This is a genomic window from Streptomyces sp. CA-278952 (assembly GCF_028747205.1).
GTDB lineage: Bacteria > Actinomycetota > Actinomycetes > Streptomycetales > Streptomycetaceae > Streptomyces.
This window is the reverse complement of record NZ_CP112880.1, coordinates 976,430-993,973: the sequence shown is the minus strand read 5'-3', so window position 1 is coordinate 993,973 and position 17,544 is coordinate 976,430. Positions and strand designations below refer to the sequence as shown.

Sequence of the window (17,544 nt, the reverse complement as noted above, 5' to 3'; positions counted from 1 at the left end):
CGGAAAACAGGTGGTGTGGGCGCCCTTTCGGGGGCGGTTGGCGCCCCGCCGGATAAATAAGCTCTGGCAGAACGCGGTGACCGGAGCTAGGCTCCCCGCGATGACTCTCTCCATGAACAGATTGGGGGCCCCGTCCGCGCAAGGTGAGTGCTGATGCTCACTGCGACCGCGAACCGGGATTCCTCCCCATCTCCCTTGTCCTCCCCGTCCTTCTGGCCGCGCGTGCGCGAGTTCGCCGTGCCGGCCCCGATGATCGAGACTGCGACCGCCCGCCGTGAGGCCGGGGACTGGGCAGGAGCGTGCGCCGCGGCAGGCGTCGATATCGATTTCCGCCTCCGGTCCGTGGTGCGCGGCCACGGCCGGGAACTCGCCGCCCGCATCCGGGCGGACCTTCGCCATCTGGCTCCTGACCTGCTGCGCTGGCACATGCCGAGGGTCGCCCCGAACGGGCTGCTGCGCCCGGGGCTGACGATCGAACTGGCCCGCTACGACCCGCCGGAGCGTGACGGCCCGGGCCCCCTGCACCTGGTCGTCCGGACCCCGCCCGCCTGGGCGGACGCCGGACAGCGGATCAGCCTCGCACTGTGGGACGGGTCGCACACCGAACCGGGCGCCCGCCGTCACCCTCACCCGCGTCCGAACCAGCGCTTCCGCCTCGATCTGCACCGTCACCTGTGGGACGCGCGCAGGGCCGATGAGCTACGGATGCGCTGCGGGCTCGACGACCTGCCGTCCGCCCGTGCCGCCGAAGCCGCCGACCCGGAACCGTGGGGCGCCGTCCCGCCTGACCGACGCTGCGCCGTCGACCGTTGGGCGGCGGAGGCGGCGATCCTGCTCCGCGCCGAGGGGCAAGGGCCGGACAGAGCGGTCAGCGTTCGGCTGGGCGGCCGACGCCGGCTTCTCCTGCAACTGGCAGCCGGCGCGGACGGTCGGGGGACGCGGGTGGCGCGGGTCGCGGAGGCGGCCCCGGACCCCGGTGCGTCCGCACCACCGGTGCTGCCGGACGCGGCGACCTGGGTGCTGCCCGACCTCGACCTGCTCCGCAGCGGGGCGATCGAGGCCGGTCAGCTGCACCCGCTGGTCGCGCGGGCCCTCGTGCCGGGCCTGTCGCCGCCTGCTCCGGCATCGGCTCGTCCAGGTGGCGGTGACCGGGCAGGAGCGTCGCGCCTCGTGGCATGCCGGGGAGAGCAGCACCGGATCGGCCTCGTCGAAGGGGCCCTCGCGCCGCTGGACCACGATCCGGCCGAGGTCCGCCGCGAAGAACTGCTGGTCGCCCTGACCGGTACTCCGCTGCCCTGCCTCCAGGCCATCGACGAGGCGCACCGGCGGCCGGACTGCCTCACCGGTGTGCGGGAACGCCTCGACCACGGCGACACCGCAGGGGCGCTGGCCGTCGTCGAGGGGCTGCTCGGCCCTGGGGCGTTGCTGCGCGACGGTCCTCTGCGGGACGAACTGGAGGCCGCCGCGCAACGGCGGATCACCTACGGACTGTTCCGGGCCGACCTGCTCGGGCCAGGCCCCATCCGTCGCCGCTCCGACCCCCGCCGCCCCGTCGACCCCCGCCCCCGCCGGGCCCGGCGCCCGCGCCACACAACCGTCCGCTGACCCCGGTGTGCCGGGCCTGACGGCCCCGCACCGTGACCATCCTCGGCCACCTCCGTACGCACCCGTGCCCATTCGCCCTCTCGCACACCTCAGGTGATCACTCATGCTGTCGAACACCCCGTCCGTCACGCCCGCAGCCGTGTCCACGGACACCGCTCCCGCCTCCCAACTCGCCGTCGCCGACACGCTGATGAGCCTGCTCCGCGACACCACCACCGAGCCGCGCCCCGACACCCAGCTGGAGGCGCTGACCCTGGCGGTCTCCGCCGACCTGCCCGTGCTGCTCTGGGGCGAACCGGGAATCGGCAAGACCGCGGCGCTCACCCAGCTCGCCGCCTCCCTGGACCTGCCGCTCACCACGGTCATCGCCAGCGTCCACGAGCCGTCCGACTTCTCCGGACTGCCCATCGTCGGCGACGACCCCGCCGAACAGGGCGTGCCGATGGCCCCGCCGGACTGGGCCGTTCGCCTCGTACGGGCCGGGCGCGGGCTGCTGTTCCTCGACGAGCTCTCCACCGCACCGCCCGCCGTTCAGGCCGCGCTCCTCCGCCTCGTACTGGAACGGCGGATCGGGGCACTGCAACTCCCGCCCGGGGTACGGATCGTGGCCGCCGCCAACCCGCGCTCCTCGGCGGCCGACGGCTGGGAGCTGAGCCCGCCGCTCGCCAACCGCTTCGTCCACCTCCAGTGGACCCATGACCACGAGGTCGTCGTACGCGGCCTCGCCGGCACCTGGCCCCGCGCGACCCTGCCCCGCCTCGACCCCGACAAGCTGCCCGAGGCGGTGGACTTCGCCCGGCGCGCGGTGTGCGGGCTCCTCTCCGCCCGCCCCACGCTCGTCCACCGGCTGCCCACGACGGAGACGCGCCGGGGCGGCCCGTGGCCCTCGCCGCGCAGCTGGGACATGACGCTGAGCCTGATCGCCTTCGCGACCGCCGCCGGATCCACCCGGGACGTGCTGTCCTTGCTGGTCAGGGGGACGGTGGGGGACGGCCCGGGTCTCGAACTGCTGGCGAGCCTGGACCGGATGGACCTTCCGGACCCCGAGGACCTCCTCGCCGACCCGGCGGGCGCCGTATTGCCCGAGCGCGGCGATCTCCGGCAGGCCGCGCTGGACGGGGCCGTCGCGGCGGTCCGTACCCGCCCGGACCGGGCCCGTTGGGACGCGGCGTGGGCGCTGCTCGTCCGCGCGCTGGAGTCCGGAGCCCCGGACCTGGTGGTCGTCCCGGCGACGACCCTCGCCGCGCTGCGCCAGGAGGACTGGGACGTACCGGCCTCCATCGAACAGCTCGCGGGCGTCGTGTCGCTGTCCGGGCGCGCGGACCGGGCCGCCGCCCGGGTCACGGCGAAGACGAAGGCGACGGTGGGCCGATGACGACGACGGACGCGCCGAGCGCGCTCGACCTGGACAAACTCTTCGCCGCCCGCCTCCAGGCAGCCCGGGTCCGCCCCTACCTGGCGACCGCGCTGTTCGCCCTGCACACCGTGGAGTCACGGCAGGTCCCGACCATGGCCGTAGACCGGTACTGGCGGTGCTACGTATCGCCGTCCTTCGTGGCCCGTACCCCCGTCGAGGAGCTGGCCGGGGTCTGGGTCCACGAGGTGTCGCACCTGTTGCGCGACCACCACGGCCGCAGCGACCGGGTCGCCCGGCAGCGCGGGCTGACCGGCCCGGGGGAGCGGCTGCGGATGAACATCGCCGCCGACTGCGAGATCAACGACGACGTGTACGGCGACGGCCTGGCCCGGCCGAAGGGCATCGTCTACCCGTCGACTCTGCACCTGCAACCCGGCGAGCTCATGGAGGACTACCTGTACCAGTTCCGCCTCGGATCGCGCACCCAGGACCTCGCCTGGCTGGACTGCGGAAGCGGCGCCGACGGACTGGAGAGGGAATGGGACGTGGGGCCCGACGGCGCGCACGGGCTCAGCGCCCATGAACAGGACGCGGTCCGCTTCCGGGTGGCGCAGGGCATCACGGGCCGTCCGGGAAACGCCTCGAAGGGGTGGAAGCGGTGGGCGGAGGAGGCGTTCCACCCTCCGCAGCCCTGGCGGGATCTGCTGGGCGCCGCCGTCCGTTCGGCCGCCTCGGGGCCCGGAGCGGGGGAGGACTACACCTACGGCCGCCCGTCCCGCCGCTCCACCGGACTGCCCGGCGTCGTCCTGCCGAGCCTCCGCCGCAGACCGCCCCGGGTCTCCGTCGTCATCGACACGTCCGGCTCGGTCAGCGACGCCGAACTGGGCAGCGCCCTCCTGGAGGTCGCCGCCATCTCCCGCGCGGTGGGCGGCCGCCGCGACCTGGTCACCGTCCTCGCCTGCGACGCGGCGACCCGGGTCGTCCACCCGCTGTGCCAGGCCGAGGGCATCCCGCTGGTGGGAGGCGGCGGCACGGATCTGCGTACGGGCTTCGCCAAGGCGCTCCGGTCCCACCCCCGCCCGGACGCCATCGTGATCCTGACCGACGGACAGACACCGTGGCCCGCCGCGCAACCGGCCTGCCGTACGGTCGTCGGCCTGTTCCCCAGGGACCACAGACGCCGCTCCTGGGACGAGGACAACCCCGACTACGTCCCCCGCCGGCCTCCGGCGTGGGCGCGGGTGGTGGAGATCGGGTAGCGCCGGCACCGGGTCAGAGGGGCCGTACGTCGAGCGAGGCCCAGACAGTCTTTCCGGAGCCGTCGGTGCGGGGGAACCAGCCCCAGTTGTCGGTCAGGGCGGCTACGAGGAGCAGTCCTCTGCCGCCTTCCTGGTCGTCGGCCGACGGGTCGCCGAGTGCGGGGACGCGCTCGCCCCGGGTGTCGGTGACCTCCACGCGTACGGGTCGTCCTCGGCGGAGAGCCGGAGGCGGAAGTCGCGGCCCGGTACGAAGCCATGACTGACGGCGTTGGCGCTGAGTTCCGCCACGATCAGCGTCAACGCGTCGTGGGCGTCACTCCCGTACGGGATGCCCCAGGCGTCGAGCCGTTCGCCGCAAGGATGGTGAGCAAGTCGCCTACCTGGAGGTGCAAGGACGCAGCATCCTCATGACGGGCCGTGAGGAGGTGCACCGTTAACTGCACCATCTGTGCCTCGTTGGTCACGATGTAATAGGTCGCGATCAAGGAGCAAGTGATGAATGTACGCGCCGGAATGGCGGAGGGCCGAACGGAGCGGTGGCGCCCCAGCCGCCTCTCAAACAGTCGACCAGAGCATCAAGGTTCCAGCCGAAGTATCCGCCCGGCCCGTTGATGGCCTCACCGATCGCGCAGTAGAAGCTGTCCCTGTCAACTATGTGCCGACCGTCCAAGGTGAACACCTGGCCTGCAGGAGTGTCGGGTCGTCCCTGACGTTGGTACTCCCGAGACCACAGCGCCACCGACAGCCACGCATGGCGGCCTTCGGGCACCAGGTCGGGCCACATGCCGGTGCGAGTCAGGTGCCCCGCGCGGATCAAGTCCCATATCCGCTCCGCTCCAGCCAAGGCTTCCTCCCATCACAGCGCCACCGTGAGGTCGACGAGGCCGGCTCCCCTGGCGGATGGCCTAACGCTGACGACCGTTACCTCGTTGACGAAGTAGGACCCCATGGTGGCGCCGTCGCCGTCGAGGGGGTTGAGCCAGGCGTTCCCCGCCACACCACGACGACCACCGACGTAATCAACGCTCTAGGTTCTGTCGTCTAATGTCACGCCCACATCAGGAGTGATGCGAGAGTGACCGCTGCTTCGTAGGACTCGGTGGTCTTGTCATAGCGGATGGCTTTGCCACGCCACTGTTTCAAACGGTTGAAGCACCGCTCCACGACGTTGCGCTGCTTGTAGACAGTGCGGTCGAAGACTGGCGGCTGGCCACCCCGGCTGCCGCGCCGGGCCCGGTTCCGGGTCTGATCGGCCCGCTCGGGAATGGTGTGCAGGATGTTCTTGCTGCGGAGCCAGGTGCGGGTCGCCTTCGAGCTGTAGCCCTTGTCGCCCAGGACGTGAGCGGGCCTAACCCGTGGCCGCCCGGCCCCGATGCGGGGCACCCGGATCGCTTCCATCACCGTGGTGAACTGGGTGCAGTCGTTGGTGTTCCCGCTCGTCACGACGAAGCTGAGCGGGCGGCCGGATCCGTCGCAGGCTAGGTGGATCTTGCTGATCAGACCACCCTGGGACCGCCCGAGCGCTTGGTCGCCTGAGTGGCCCGCCGCATCCGGTCGAACGTGCCGTCCGTCGCCCACCTGCGGAACCGGGTGGGGAGCGTGGCCCACGGCCCATAACGCTCAGGCACGTCCCGCCACGCTGTACCGGTCCGGAACTTCCACACGATCCCGTTCAGGATCCTTCGGTCGTCCATCCGCTTCCGCCCCCGCAACGAAACGGGCAGCAGTAGCCGGACGAACTCCCATTCGCCATTGGACAGTTCCTGACGACGCATCACGAGGCCGTGATCCACTAACCCGTTCACGTTGGCATCAAACGCTGGTGCAAGGTGGCCGACCAGCGGACAAGGCAGTCCACCTCGATCAGGCCAGGGCCCGGAAGTTCGACGGTGCCGCGGAAAGGCCCGTCACATCCTTCCAGGGGCGTCGCTTCCCCACCACTGAGTGGCCGGTGTGAGAAGCCTGCGTACCCCTTGCCCACCTCCAGCTTCAACGTAGTGCGCTCACCGGTATATAGGAGAACATCCGGATGACGGCCCTCGACGCTCTTCACCAACTCGGGCAGCGAGCCTGCGGCGCGAAAGCCGATTTTCCAGCGAGGAAACGGCGAACCATTGGACATCTTCTTCACCTTGAGGTGCGTGTACTCCCTGGGCACGATCGCCCGTACACGGTGACCGCCGAGGTTGTGCTTCACGAGCATGCGGCCCTGTTCGAGCCGATCGGAAGTGTTGATCAGTCCGTAGACGTAGAACCCGGCGAGAGTCCCGCCCTTGATCTCTACCACTGTGGTCTCACTCTTCGGAGCGTGACTGACGGGAACCGTGCCGTTCCCCCGGCCCCGGTGGAACAGTTCTATGTCCTCCATGCCCGCAGTCTGCCAGGGCCGGTCCTCCCAACAGAACCTTGGCGCGTTGCCGCCACTCGGACCGACGGCAGCCGTCACCCTCGGGGCTGTCAAACGAGCGGTGTAACTCGGGTTGTTGAGGGTTACTGACGGGCTGCGGAGAACCGGCCGTCGAAGGTGATGTCGAAGGCATTCAAGGCTGTCTTCCAGTGCGTGGTCCAGCGAGCCTGGCCCGTGCCCGTCGGGTCCAGCGACATGATTGCCATGTAGACGCACTTCAGGGCGGCCTGCTCGTTCGAGAAGTGGCCGCGGGCTTTCACCGCCCGTCGGATCCTGGCGTTGACGGACTCGATCGCGTTGGTGGTGCAGACGATGCGGCGAATGTCGGTGTCGAAGCGGAGGAAGGGAGTGAACTCCTCCCAGACGTTCTCCCAGAGCCGGACGATCGCCGGGTACTTTTTGCCCCACGTGTCGGCGAACTCGGCGAACCGCTCGAGGGCCGCATCCTCGGTTGCCGCGGTGTAGACAGGCTTGAGCAGCTTGGCGATCTTGTCCCCGATCGTCTGGCAGGACACGTCGGCGCCATAGACCTCGGCGAGGTGGGCCTGGACCTCACCAGTCGTCAGGCCCTTCGCGGCGAGTGAGATGACCATCTCATCGGCGCCGGAAAGGCGCTTCTGGCGCTTCTTGACGATCTTCGGTTCGAAGGAGCCTTCGCGGTCGCGGGGCACGGTTTTCTCCACCGGGCCCACATCGGTCAGTACGGTCTTGGCGCGGGTGCCGTTGCGTGAGTTGCCGCCGTTCTTCCCCGCCGGATCGTGCTTGTCATAGCCGAGGTGGTCGGTGATCTCGCCCTCGAGGGCCGACTCCAGGAGTCGCTTCGTCAGCTGCTGGAGCAGCCCGCCCTCGCCGGTCAGCTGAAGGCCCTCGGCCTGAGCCCGGCCCACCAGCTCGTCGATCAGCCGGTCGTCCACAGTTTTCGACAGCGCCGTCTCAGACGGCTCGACGGGCTCGGTCACGGTCACGTTGTTGCTGGTCATCGATGCATCTTCCATGATCGGGAGTTAGACCGAACGTTTCACAGTCCCCCGCCCGCTCGGTCCCGCCTGGCCGTTTCGCTGTGGCACCACGGCGGCGGCCATGATGTCGTGCGCCCATGCGAAGCATGCGCGATGCCGGCTACTCGGCCATCGCTTCGTGGCGAACGCCCGGCGTGCGTGCTTGGTCAGGTGGGAGGGACGGGCCGTGGCACTGCTGGACAGCGGCATCACCTTGGTCGATGAGGTCCTCATACACCCCGACCTTGAAACTGATCAGGTCCAACGACTCGGTGAGCCTGCCGATCTCGGCGGTGACCCGCTCCTCGTGCTCGCGCATCAGCGAGAGCCGCTCCTCCGCGGTGGCCGCGCCTGCTCTGACGAGGCCGGCGTACCGGCGCAGCACGGCCAGGGGCATACCGGAGGCACGGAGAATGATGCAGACGTGCAGCCAGTCCACGTCGTCCTGGCGGTAGACGCGGCGCCCGCCGGGTCCGCGCCTCACGGCGTTGACGAACAGGCCCTCCTGTTCGTAGAAGCGCAGCGCGTGCACGCTCAGACCGGTGCGCTCGGCGACCTGTCCGATGCTCAGACTTTCGGAGACCTCGACCATGCGGCTCAGGGTAACCGGGGGTTGATGTAGAGGGGACTCTAGTTCCTAGGGTGCCTCGTGCGGCCGACGCTCCTGTCGCCCTGCGTGATCGGCAAGCAAGGGAACCTCACCATGCGCTATCGCACCCTCGGCAGAACCGGCATCGAGGTCAGCGTCCACTGCCTCGGCACCATGATGTTCCAGGATGGATGCAACTCCGACCATGACGACTGTGCCCGGATCATCCACACCGCCCTCGACCAGGGCATCAACTTCGTCGACACCGCCGACATGTACGGACAGGGCGAGTCCGAGGAGATCGTGGGCAAGGCGCTGCGAGGGCGCCGCGACGACGTCGTGCTCGCCACCAAGGTCCACTTCCCGATGGGCGAGGGACCCAACCGCGGCGGCAACTCCCGGCGTTGGATACTCAAAGCGGTCGAGGACAGCCTCCGGCGCCTGAACACCGACTGGATCGACCTCTACCAGATCCACTTCCCCGATCACACCACCGACATCGAGGAGACGCTCTCCGTCCTCGACGACCTTGTGCGCCAGGGGAAGATCCGCTCCTTCGGCTGCTCGAACTACCAGGCCGAGGAGATCGTCGAGGCCCACCACGTCTCCGAGCGCCGCGGCCTGGGACGCTTCCGCACCGACCAGCCGCCCTACTCGATCCTGGCCCGCGGCATCGAGTCCTCGCTCCTGCCGGTCTGCGAGCGCTACGGCATGGGTGTGCTGGTCTGGAGCCCCCTGGCCTTCGGCTTCCTCACCGGCAAGCACCGCAAGGACCAGCCCACCGACCTGGCAACCGGCCGGGCCGCGCTCCGGCCGGCGAACTTCGATCCCGCGATCGCCGCGAACACCGCCAAGTTCGAGGCCGTGGAACAGCTCGTCGAACTCGCGGAAAGCATCGGCTGCACCCTCCCGCAACTCGCCGTCGCCTTCACCGTGGCCCACCCCGCCGTCACCTCGGCCATCATCGGACCACGGACCATGCAGCAGCTAGAAGGCCTGCTCAAGGGCGCCGCACTCACCCTGGACGACGCAACCCTCGACCGGATCGACGACATCGTGCCGCCCGGAACGAATCTCTACAACCCCGCCGCCTCGCTCCCCCCGCGCTCCCTGACCCAGACCGCCCTGCGGCGCCGCCCGCTCACCGAACGCGCCGCAGCCTGAACCCGACGACTGTCTCTCCAGACGGGCAACGATCACATGGCAGACGGGAAGCGATCTTCGAACGCCTCTGATGTCGCAGGTCAGACGTACTCTTGAACACCCCAGACACGCAACGATCCTCACCGCGTCCCCCAGCGTGTAGCCACCAAGTGAGATGACTTCGAAGACGAGCAATCCGAACGCCCGGCGTTATCGTCAGTGGTCATAGGCGGTCAGCGAGCGAAGGACGGGCTGTCCGGTGTGGTCGTTGTGCCGGATCGCGGCGGTCAGCGCGAGTATCCGCTGCCTGACGCGGGCGACGACACCGCAGGGTGTGCGTCCTCGGTGCTGTTCGAGATCGAGTTCCTTGAAGGTCTCGTTGACCGACTCGGTGACCTGCCGCAGCGGCTTGAACAGGGACCCGCCAGGCCGCCGCTGTTCGCCCTTGCGGGTCGGCCGTAGCAACTGGATTCATGGCCTGCATCATCGCGAGGGTGACCAGCTCGGCGTCGGTGAGTCGCGGCGCCATTCTCACGGCCGGCCGCCACCGTGCCAGGTCCAGACGCTGCTTCAGCAGGTCGTCCGCCGTCACATAGAGTGCTGACGCGAGGGTGTCCAGGTTGTTCGTCACAAAACGATCTTGGACGCCCTCGTTCCCGTCGGCGCAGGCACCCCCTGGAATTAATTGATCACCTAGTCCGGATACGCCGCAGCCCGGCCGTACGCGGCCGGGCTGCGCGCTACGCGATCCGAATACCGAGGACGAAAAGGAGGGCGACGGCTTGGCCGGATGAACGTGCGCGTGGCCAGCGCCCTGGCGCCGCAGGGACGGTCAGCGCCTTGTGTATCGACGCCCCGGCGATGCATTGACGGCTCACCTCGGGTCGTTGGCCAGCGTGTGCGCGACCAGTGCATTAGCGTGACCGTGGCCCAGGCCGTGATCAGTCTTGAGCCAGGTGACGAGTTCCATGTGCTTGGTCAGCGGTGAGGTGCGGATGAGGTCATTCCACTCCGTTTTCGGGCGGCCGTACTTCTTTTCGATCGCGGGGAAGTAGCTGGCGGGCCCATTGGCTGGTGCGGTCATGCGGACGTCTCCTGTCGGTCGGTGGCGGTCTCGCTGTGTTGCTGGCGGGCGGCGGAGCAGGGCTGCTAGCGCCGCGTGGGGAAGGCCAGGCGGGCGGTGACGGCGCTGAGGCCGAGCAGGCCGAGTCCTGCTCCGGCGGTGAAGGCCGCCACGGTGGTGGCGGAGGCGGCGAACCCGGCGATGACTCCGACCGGGACGAGGCGCGCGGCGAGCGCCCAGCCGCGCTGTCGGCGGGCGGTGAAGTGCCGGGCGAGCACGAGGAACGCGGCGCACAAAGCGAGATAGCCGACGGCGCCACTGAGCATGTGGATCGCGCCGTGCGTGCTGAGCGAGGTGACCCGGTCCTCGGGGGCACCGGCGGGGAACCCGGCTCCCGGGTCGGCGCGGAAGACCCCGGCGAGCAGGAAGGAGGCGCCGAACGCGCCGAGCAGACGGGGCGCCCAGGTGCCGCCTGGCGCATCGCGTAGTGCCTGGCGTATCGCGATGGCGCCTCCGATGACCAGAAGGCCGGTGAGCAGGAAGAAGGTGACCTGGATCCAGCCGAGGGCGCCGAGGCTGAGCTGGCTGAGGGCATTGCGGGCGAAGTCGAACCCGTCCCGGGTCAGGCCCTGGGCCAGGCCCGCTGCGAGGAAGAGCGGGCCTGCCGCGATGCCGGCGGCCGACAGGAGCCGCGGCACCGGGAGGGCCGGGGGCACGTCGAGGGTGGCCGGGGGGTTGAGCGTCTGGGACATATGGAGGTCTCTCCTGGTCGTGGGCGGAGGGGGCGGAGTGGGCGGAGTGGGCGGGCAGGCGGGGTCAGCGCGACTCGGGGGTGTAGTGGGTTTCGATGACGCCGTTGGCGAAGGCGCGCGTGCTGACGAGGTGCATGGGGATCTGTTCGTCGTCGGCGAGGGTGCGGCCGGTGCCGGCGATGACGGGGGCGATCTGCAGGTAGAGGTCGTCCAGGAGGCCGTTGCTCATGAGCCACTGGACGAGGGTGATGCTGCCGCCGACGTTGATGTTGCCGCCGGGCTGCTGCTTGAGGGCCTGGATCTGTCCGGCGATGTCGGCGCCGGTGATCAGGTGGCTGCCCTGCCACTGGCCGACCTCGGTGAGGGTGGAGGAGACGACGTACTTCGGAGCGGCGTTCAGCCAGTCGGCGGTGGGCACCTGCTCGCTGGTGACTGCGGGAAGCACGAGCTCCACATCTGATAGGTGCTGCGGCCCAGCAGGGCGGTGTCAGCGTCGTCGAACAGCCGCGTCACCGCCTCGGCCGTCTCGCCAGTGTTGTAGGGCATGCCCCACTTCTCCGGAGCTTCCACCACGCCGTCCATCGAGACGAACAGCCCTGCCACGATCCTGCGTTCCGCGGTCATGCGATCACTCCTCGGAAGAGTTTCCTGCGGAACCTAGCCGCAGCCGAATGAGAAGTGAGCTTGTCTTTTGCAAGCACGCTTTGTCAATCGAATCTTGGGTTAGGATTTGCATCATGGCGACTCGCGAATACGGACAGTTCTGCGGCCTGGCCCGCGCGATGGAGATGATCGGCGAACGATGGGCCGTGCTGATCGTCCGTAACCTGCTCAACGGGCCTCAGCGCTACACGGACCTGCGCAAGGGCCTGCCCGCCATCCCCACCAACATCCTCTCGACTCGCCTGAAGCAACTCGAAGAGGCAGGACTGGCCACCCGCCGTGCATTGCCGCACCCCGAGCGCGCGGTCGTCTACGAGCTCACCGAATACGGTCGGGATCTTGAACCGGCGCTCATCGCGCTGGGCCGCTGGGGCGCGAGGACGATGACCGAGCCCCGCCCCGGCGAAGCCATCACTGCCGAAGCGGTGGCCATGTCCTTCCGCACCACCTTCCGGCCCGAACAGGCCCACGGCGCCACCGTCGGCTTCGAGGCCCGCATGGGCGAGTTCACCCTCCACCTGCAGATCACCGACGGTTCGCTCGCTGTCGGCCCCGGCATGCATCCCGCACCCGACCTGGTCATTGAACGGCTGTCCGGCCACCCGATCCGCGAGTTGATGAGTGGCAGCAAGACCCCCACCGACGTACTTGCCGACGGCAGCGTGCGTGTGGAAGGCGATCCCACTCTCCTCGGCCGGTTCGCGGAGATGTTCCGCTTCTGATTGACGCCTCCTCCGACGACGCCGGAAGAAGACCTGTGACCTGGCTCGAACGCACAGTGGAACGCGATGGCGTCCGACTGTCCTGCCGCGACTGGGGCGGCTCGGGGCCGCCCGTCGTCCTCCTGCACGGACTGGTCGGCCACGCAGGCGAATGGGACACCCTCGCCCAGCCCCTGAGCCCTCGCTACCAGGTGATCGCCGTCGACCAGCGTGGCCACGGCGCCAGCGAGCGCTTCCCGCCTGAAGTGAGCCGCGCCGCGTACGTCGCCGACGTCCTCGCCGTCATCGACCAGCTCGACCTGCACCGGCCCGTCCTGGCGGCTGGGGAGTGAGTGCGGACGACGTCACACTCGAACGGGTGAAGTGCAGAGAAGCGTGCAGTGGCAGCTCGCTGTGGAATCATCCGGTCGCAGGCTCTCACACCACGAGAGTCCCTGCCGTTCGTCGAGAAGCGGCGGGGAGAGCTATGAAGACCATGGATGCTGGTGCGGCACAGGAGCTGTCTTGGTTCAAGAGCAGCTACAGCGGTGCTGAAGGCGGCGAATGCCTGGAGGTTGCCTCGATGCCCACGCACGTACTCGTGCGCGACTCGAAGCAGGTCCAAGGCCCCATAGTGGCGCTTAGCCCTGAGGCATGGGCGGCGTTCGTTCGACGGCCAGCTGTCTGCGGCGCAGAGACAGCCCGAGGGCCCCACCGCACCGCCCGTACGGCGCGCCGTGGGGCCCTCCCGCGTAAGGGCGACTACTCGTCAACGCCCTCGTCGCGGCGGATCATCTGCCAGGCCGCCCGACGGGTGTCAGCGGTCCAGGCTGGACCGGAAGCTCTTGTCGAGTCCGCAGTTGGTCTCGTCGCCAAAGACGGCCGCCGCCGCACCCTGGGGTCTCAGGGTGCCTCCGGCTCGAATCAGGCAGCCTTGACCGCGCGGATGGCTTGTTCTGTCACGCATTGTTGAGATCGACTGCTGCGGGCCTCAGGATAGTTGGGGCAACAACAAATGGGGGGCACACAGTGCTGCGGAGCGATGACGGACCAACCATCGGTGCGTCATGAGGCAGCGCCTGCAACTCGCGCTTCAGGTGATGCTGGTACTGGTCGCGAGCCTGCTCGGTATCGTCACGAATTACGCCACTGGCGTCGACGAAGCTCCGTGGCTGTTGCAGACCATCCAGCAGGCTTCCGTCCCCGCCATCGGTTTGCTGGTCGTCGCGATGGTAGTGGGCCAGGTGGTTGTGTACCGGCTGGAGAATCCGGCGCTGCCGCGGGTCGACTGGCCGCGTGACCGAGTTCCCTACCCCGGCCTGGATGCCTTCGCGGAGGACGAGGCTGCCGCGTACTTCGGCCGGGATGTCCTGGCGACCGAGTTGACACGCAGGCTGCACACTTCGCCGGATAGTCCGACCGACCGGTTCCTGGTGCTTGTCGGCGCATCCGGAAGCGGAAAGTCCTCATTGGTCAGAGCGGGAGTGATGCCCCGGTTACGGGATCGCCGATGGACGCTGGTGCCCGCGTTCTCCCCGGGGACGAATCCGCTGGGTGCGATGGCCGCGGCCATCGCGTCCGCAGGTGGAGAGCAAGAATCCGCGAGTGCGGTCCTACGCCGGCTTCGGCAGGGCCCGGCCGCGCTGCGGGCCGAACTGAACCGCCTGCGCGGCGGTCGGTTCCGGCGTGTGCTGCTGGTGGTGGACCAGTTCGAGGAGGTCATCACCCTGGCCGGTGATCGGGAGCGAGCCCAGTTCCTCGACGCACTTCGCCTCTGCGTGGAGCAGGACTCAAGTGTCCGCGTACTGGCCACACTCCGGGTGGACTTCCTCGGCCGGATCCTGGCCACGGGACACGCTGAGATCTGCCAGCACCCCGTTACCGTCGGCGCACTCGGAAGGACCCAGTTCGCGCAGGTCGTTGAACGCCCCGCCGCACTGGTGGACCTCTCCTTCGCACCGGGGGTCGTCGACACCATCGTCGACGACGTCGGCACGGATGACGCCCTGCCGCTGCTTGCCTACCTCCTTCAGGAGATCTACTTCGCCTCCGGCCCCGGCGGGATGGTCACCGAAGAGCTGTACCGTGACCTCGGAGGCGTGGCGGGCGCCCTCGCACGGCAGGCGGACCACACAATGTCCGAACTGGACCAGGTCGGCGGGACCGCATTCGTCCTGCGGGTCCTCCTCATGTTCGTCACGGTCCAGGGACAGGAAGTGGCCCGAAAGCGTGTCCCTCTGTCCGCGCTCACCGAGCGAGAACGGCGCGTCGTCGACGCCTTCGTCGATGCGCGGCTGCTGGTGTCAGACGTGGCCGGCGGCGGAACCACCGGCCAGGAGGCGCCATACGCGCAGGTGACGCACGAGGCGCTGTTTCGTCAGTGGGCTCCGCTGCGCCAGGAGGTCGAGTCCCGCGCGGAACAACTGCGTGAGCGCGCCGAGCTGGAGCGGTGGGCCGAGGACTGGGAATGTTCCGGCCGAAGCGTCGACTACCTTCTCACCGGGGAGCGGCTCACCCTGGCCCAGCGCAGGCTCACCGCGCTGGAGGAATCCGGCATCGCCCCGGAGCCGGTCCGCGTGCTCGTCCAGTCCTCGCAGCTACGCGATCTAGCCTTCCTCCGCCGTGTGTCGGACAGCATCGGCCAGTACGCGATGGGCAGCGCCGAATCGCATCCTGAGCGAGCCGTACTCCTGTCCCTGGCAGCCCTGGGTGAATGCACGCCCACACCTTCGGCCCGCCGCGGCCTCATGGCGGCGCTCGCGGCGAGCCATATGCGTACACGAGTGGACGTGCACACGGATACCGTACGCCACATCGCCTGGGCCCCGGACGGCCGACGACTGGCCACCGCGTCGCGCGACGGCAGCGCCCGCGTGCTGGACGCCCTGTCCGGACAGCCGCTGCTCGTCCTGCCGTCCGACGGAGCGATGGTCGAGTCGGTCGCATGGTCGCCGGATTCTGCATACGTCGCGACCGCTGGGCGAGAACGTGTCGTACGCATCTGGGACGCCGTTTCGGGCGAGCCAGTTCGGTTGCTGACAGGTCCTACAGACATCGTGAGACAGGTGGCCTGGTCGCCCGATGGGCGGTATGTGGCAGCCAGTTCGAAGGACTGTGTTGTACGCGTATGGGAGGCCGGGACAGGGATCCTCGTGCAGGACCTGGAGGGGCACAGGAATGACGTCTGGGGCGTCACCTGGTCGCCCGACAGCACCCGACTCGCCTCGGCATCGCACGACCAGACGGCCCGCGTGTGGGACCTTGCCGCAGGCACGGCCGCCGTGGTTCTGGAAGGACACACGGACTTCGTTGAAGGTGTCGCCTGGTCACCGGACGGACTTTCGATCGCCACAGGGTCGGGTGACCACACGGCCCGCATCTGGGACGCCGGGACCGGTGCACTGCGGCTTCTGCTGCGCGGCCACACCGACTACGTGTGGAACCTGGCCTGGTCCCCGGACAGCAGTGCCCTCGCCTCCGCGTCCTCGGACCACACCGTGCGCCTTGTCAGCGCCCATGACGCGAAGGTGCTGGTCGTGCTGCGGGGCCACAGTGACACGGTCTGGGGTGTGACCTGGTCGCCCTCCGGCACCCAGCTCGCCACGAGTTCGACCGACGGTTCGGCGATCGTGTGGGACCTACGGCCACGAGGAGCGGAGGTCGTCGCGGCCGACGGCCACTGCGGCCCGGTGAACCAGGCATCCTGGTCCGCCGACGAACTACGGATTGCCACCGCCTGCGACGACGCGACCGTGCGCCACTGGTCCTCCCGCGACGGGGCCCCCGCAGGGGAACCGCTGAGGTTTGACGACCGGGTCTGGAGCGTGGCGTGGTCCCCGATTCCCCGAGACGGCAGGCTCGCGCTCAGTACGAACGACGGCCTCTTTCGCATCCTGGACGAGGCCGGCACGGTGCTGGTCGAACAGCGGGGGGAGGTCGTCGAATCGTGCGCTTGGTCACCGGACGGCCGCCGTATCGCCACTGGCGGACACGACAGCACCGTACGTGTACGAGAGGCGGACACCGGAACCGAACTCGCCACGCTCACCGGCCACCAGGACTGGGTGGGAAGCATCGCGTGGTCGCCCGGCGGGCGATTCCTCGCCAGCGCATCGGACGACCGTACCTGCCGCCTCTGGGACGTCGCGGAGAGCCGGCAGCTCACCGTCCTGCGAGGCCACGACAATTACGTCGACGACGTGACTTGGTCCCCGGACGAACAACGGATCGCCACCGCCTCCGGCGACTGGACGGTGGCGGTGTGGGAGGTCAACACGGGCCGCCGTCTCGATGTGCTCAAGGGCCACGAGGGGCGGGTCCGTTGCGTGGCCTGGTCTTCCGACGGTCGCTTCATCGCCAGCGGCTCGGACGACCGGACTGTACGTGTCTGGCGCGCCGACACCTTCGAGGAGGTCGCAGTCGTAGGCGTCCACCAGGACAAGGTGTCCTCGGTCGCCTGGTCTCGTGACAGCACCTTGCTGCTCACCGCATCCTTCGACGGAACCGCTCGCATCTGGCACGCCGACCCCGACTACGACCAGCTCGAAGCCCACGCCCGAGGGCGCGTCTTCCGTACCCTCGACGAGGACGAACGACGACGACACCTGCTGCCCATGGCGTAGCCGGACCGCCGACTCAGTACCGCTCTTCCACCGTCCGGTCGTCGGTGCTGACGAGGTAGTCATCCGGATCGAGGCCCATCGCCTTGCGGGCGGGCGAGGCCCAGTACATCGCGTTGCGCTCCGCGAACGTCTCCGGGCCGTCGTAGGAGACCAGCCATACAAACTGGTTGCGCTCGCGGTCGACCCAGGCCCCACCGATCGTGAACCCCAACTCCACCCGCAGTGGCACGATGTCGGTCTTCCACCTTGCCACCCACTCGTCCAGCAGACCGTCGCGGACGGTATAGGTGCGGAGCTGGGTGGTCTTGGCCATGAGTGGGTGTCCTCCCTGGATCGGCTAGATGTGGGGTGTCTCCCTGGGCGGGGTGTCACGTGGAAGCCATGC

Annotated in this window: 16 protein-coding genes and 6 pseudogenes; 9 read left to right on the top strand and 13 right to left on the bottom strand. The window is 69.0% G+C overall.

All coding sequences use genetic code 11. From position 1 onward, the window contains the following. The first annotated feature begins 153 nt into the window (after positions 1-153). The 3 genes from N7925_RS04295 (at position 154) to N7925_RS04285 (ending at position 4,221) form a co-directional block, all read left to right on the top strand. Positions 154-1,605, top strand: coding sequence for a hypothetical protein (locus tag N7925_RS04295; RefSeq protein ID WP_274343084.1), 1,452 nt, complete (start codon positions 154-156; stop codon positions 1,603-1,605). Between the two features lie 103 nt (positions 1,606-1,708). Beyond that, a complete protein-coding gene (locus N7925_RS04290) occupies positions 1,709-2,980 on the top strand; it encodes an AAA family ATPase (protein WP_274343083.1) in 1,272 nt (423 codons plus the stop codon). Beyond that, positions 2,977-4,221: a vWA domain-containing protein gene (locus N7925_RS04285; RefSeq protein WP_274343082.1), complete on the top strand. Its 1,245-nt coding sequence runs from the start codon at positions 2,977-2,979 to the stop codon at positions 4,219-4,221. The genes N7925_RS04290 and N7925_RS04285 overlap by 4 nt, the downstream gene beginning before the upstream one ends. 13 nt (positions 4,222-4,234) lie before the next feature. Here N7925_RS04285 and N7925_RS04280 read toward each other — a convergent pair. From N7925_RS04280 to N7925_RS04250, 7 genes and pseudogenes are all read right to left on the bottom strand, one after another. After that, positions 4,235-4,608: pseudogene (locus N7925_RS04280) on the bottom strand (ATP-binding protein); the annotation flags it as partial. Positions 4,609-4,702: 94 nt separating this feature from the next. Continuing rightward, positions 4,703-5,005 carry a barstar family protein gene (locus tag N7925_RS04275; protein ID WP_274346392.1) on the bottom strand — a complete coding sequence of 101 codons (303 nt, stop codon included), beginning with the start codon at positions 5,003-5,005 and terminating at the stop codon, positions 4,703-4,705. A gap of 72 nt (positions 5,006-5,077) precedes the next feature. Further along, entirely contained in the window at positions 5,078-5,218 is a 141-nt protein-coding gene (locus N7925_RS04270; protein ID WP_274343081.1) for a hypothetical protein, read from the bottom strand. Between the two features lie 50 nt (positions 5,219-5,268). Then, positions 5,269-5,996, bottom strand: a pseudogene (locus N7925_RS04265) (IS5 family transposase). Between the two features lie 26 nt (positions 5,997-6,022). After that, complete coding sequence (locus N7925_RS04260; protein WP_274343080.1) at positions 6,023-6,589, bottom strand: hypothetical protein; 567 nt, start codon at positions 6,587-6,589, stop codon at positions 6,023-6,025. Between the two features lie 122 nt (positions 6,590-6,711). Continuing rightward, positions 6,712-7,608: a transposase gene (locus tag N7925_RS04255; protein WP_274343079.1), complete on the bottom strand. Its 897-nt coding sequence runs from the start codon at positions 7,606-7,608 to the stop codon at positions 6,712-6,714. A 139-nt stretch (positions 7,609-7,747) separates the two neighbouring features. Beyond that, positions 7,748-8,218: a MerR family transcriptional regulator gene (locus tag N7925_RS04250; RefSeq protein ID WP_274343078.1), complete on the bottom strand. Its 471-nt coding sequence runs from the start codon at positions 8,216-8,218 to the stop codon at positions 7,748-7,750. 111 nt (positions 8,219-8,329) lie between these two features. Here N7925_RS04250 and N7925_RS04245 point away from each other — a divergent pair, with 111 nt between their 5' ends. Further along, complete coding sequence (locus N7925_RS04245; protein WP_274343077.1) at positions 8,330-9,379, top strand: aldo/keto reductase; 1,050 nt, start codon at positions 8,330-8,332, stop codon at positions 9,377-9,379. A 195-nt stretch (positions 9,380-9,574) separates the two neighbouring features. On the opposite strand, the pseudogene N7925_RS04240 reads toward N7925_RS04245, so the two are convergent. From N7925_RS04240 to N7925_RS04220, 5 genes and pseudogenes are all read right to left on the bottom strand, one after another. After that, a pseudogene (locus N7925_RS04240) lies at positions 9,575-9,829 on the bottom strand (IS982 family transposase); the annotation flags it as partial. A 403-nt stretch (positions 9,830-10,232) separates the two neighbouring features. After that, positions 10,233-10,442, bottom strand: coding sequence for a DUF4287 domain-containing protein (locus N7925_RS04235; RefSeq protein ID WP_274343075.1), 210 nt, complete (start codon positions 10,440-10,442; stop codon positions 10,233-10,235). Positions 10,443-10,507: 65 nt separating this feature from the next. Further along, the gene (locus N7925_RS04230) at positions 10,508-11,173 is read right to left on the bottom strand and encodes a DUF998 domain-containing protein (protein WP_274343074.1); all 666 of its coding nucleotides are present in this window, start codon (positions 11,171-11,173) and stop codon (positions 10,508-10,510) included. Positions 11,174-11,237: 64 nt separating this feature from the next. Next, positions 11,238-11,618, bottom strand: a complete 381-nt coding sequence (locus N7925_RS04225; protein ID WP_274343073.1) for a dihydrofolate reductase family protein — start codon at positions 11,616-11,618, stop codon at positions 11,238-11,240. Beyond that, on the bottom strand, positions 11,570-11,797 hold the full coding sequence (locus N7925_RS04220; protein ID WP_274343072.1) for a hypothetical protein: 228 nt from the start codon (positions 11,795-11,797) through the stop codon (positions 11,570-11,572). Before N7925_RS04220 ends, N7925_RS04225 begins: the two co-directional genes overlap by 49 nt. Positions 11,798-11,910: 113 nt before the next feature. On the opposite strand from N7925_RS04220, the gene N7925_RS04215 reads away from it, so the two are divergent. The 5 genes and pseudogenes from N7925_RS04215 to N7925_RS04195 all read left to right on the top strand — a co-directional run bounded on the left by N7925_RS04215 (position 11,911) and on the right by N7925_RS04195 (position 17,159). Beyond that, a complete protein-coding gene (locus N7925_RS04215; protein WP_274343071.1) occupies positions 11,911-12,558 on the top strand; it encodes a winged helix-turn-helix transcriptional regulator in 648 nt (215 codons plus the stop codon). Between the two features lie 35 nt (positions 12,559-12,593). After that, positions 12,594-12,875, top strand: a pseudogene (locus N7925_RS04210) (alpha/beta fold hydrolase); the annotation flags it as partial. Positions 12,876-12,932: 57 nt separating this feature from the next. Next, positions 12,933-13,028 (top strand): annotated as a pseudogene (locus N7925_RS04205) (transcriptional regulator); the annotation flags it as partial. Next, positions 13,025-13,207: pseudogene (locus N7925_RS04200) on the top strand (DUF397 domain-containing protein); the annotation flags it as partial. The pseudogenes N7925_RS04205 and N7925_RS04200, both read left to right, overlap by 4 nt. 397 nt (positions 13,208-13,604) lie before the next feature. Continuing rightward, positions 13,605-17,159 carry an nSTAND1 domain-containing NTPase gene (locus tag N7925_RS04195; protein WP_274343070.1) on the top strand — a complete coding sequence of 1,185 codons (3,555 nt, stop codon included), beginning with the start codon at positions 13,605-13,607 and terminating at the stop codon, positions 17,157-17,159. A 13-nt stretch (positions 17,160-17,172) separates the two neighbouring features. On the opposite strand, the gene N7925_RS04190 is transcribed toward N7925_RS04195, so the two are convergent. Next, on the bottom strand, positions 17,173-17,472 hold the full coding sequence (locus N7925_RS04190; protein WP_274343069.1) for an NIPSNAP family protein: 300 nt from the start codon (positions 17,470-17,472) through the stop codon (positions 17,173-17,175). Between the last annotated feature and the right edge of the window lie 72 nt (positions 17,473-17,544).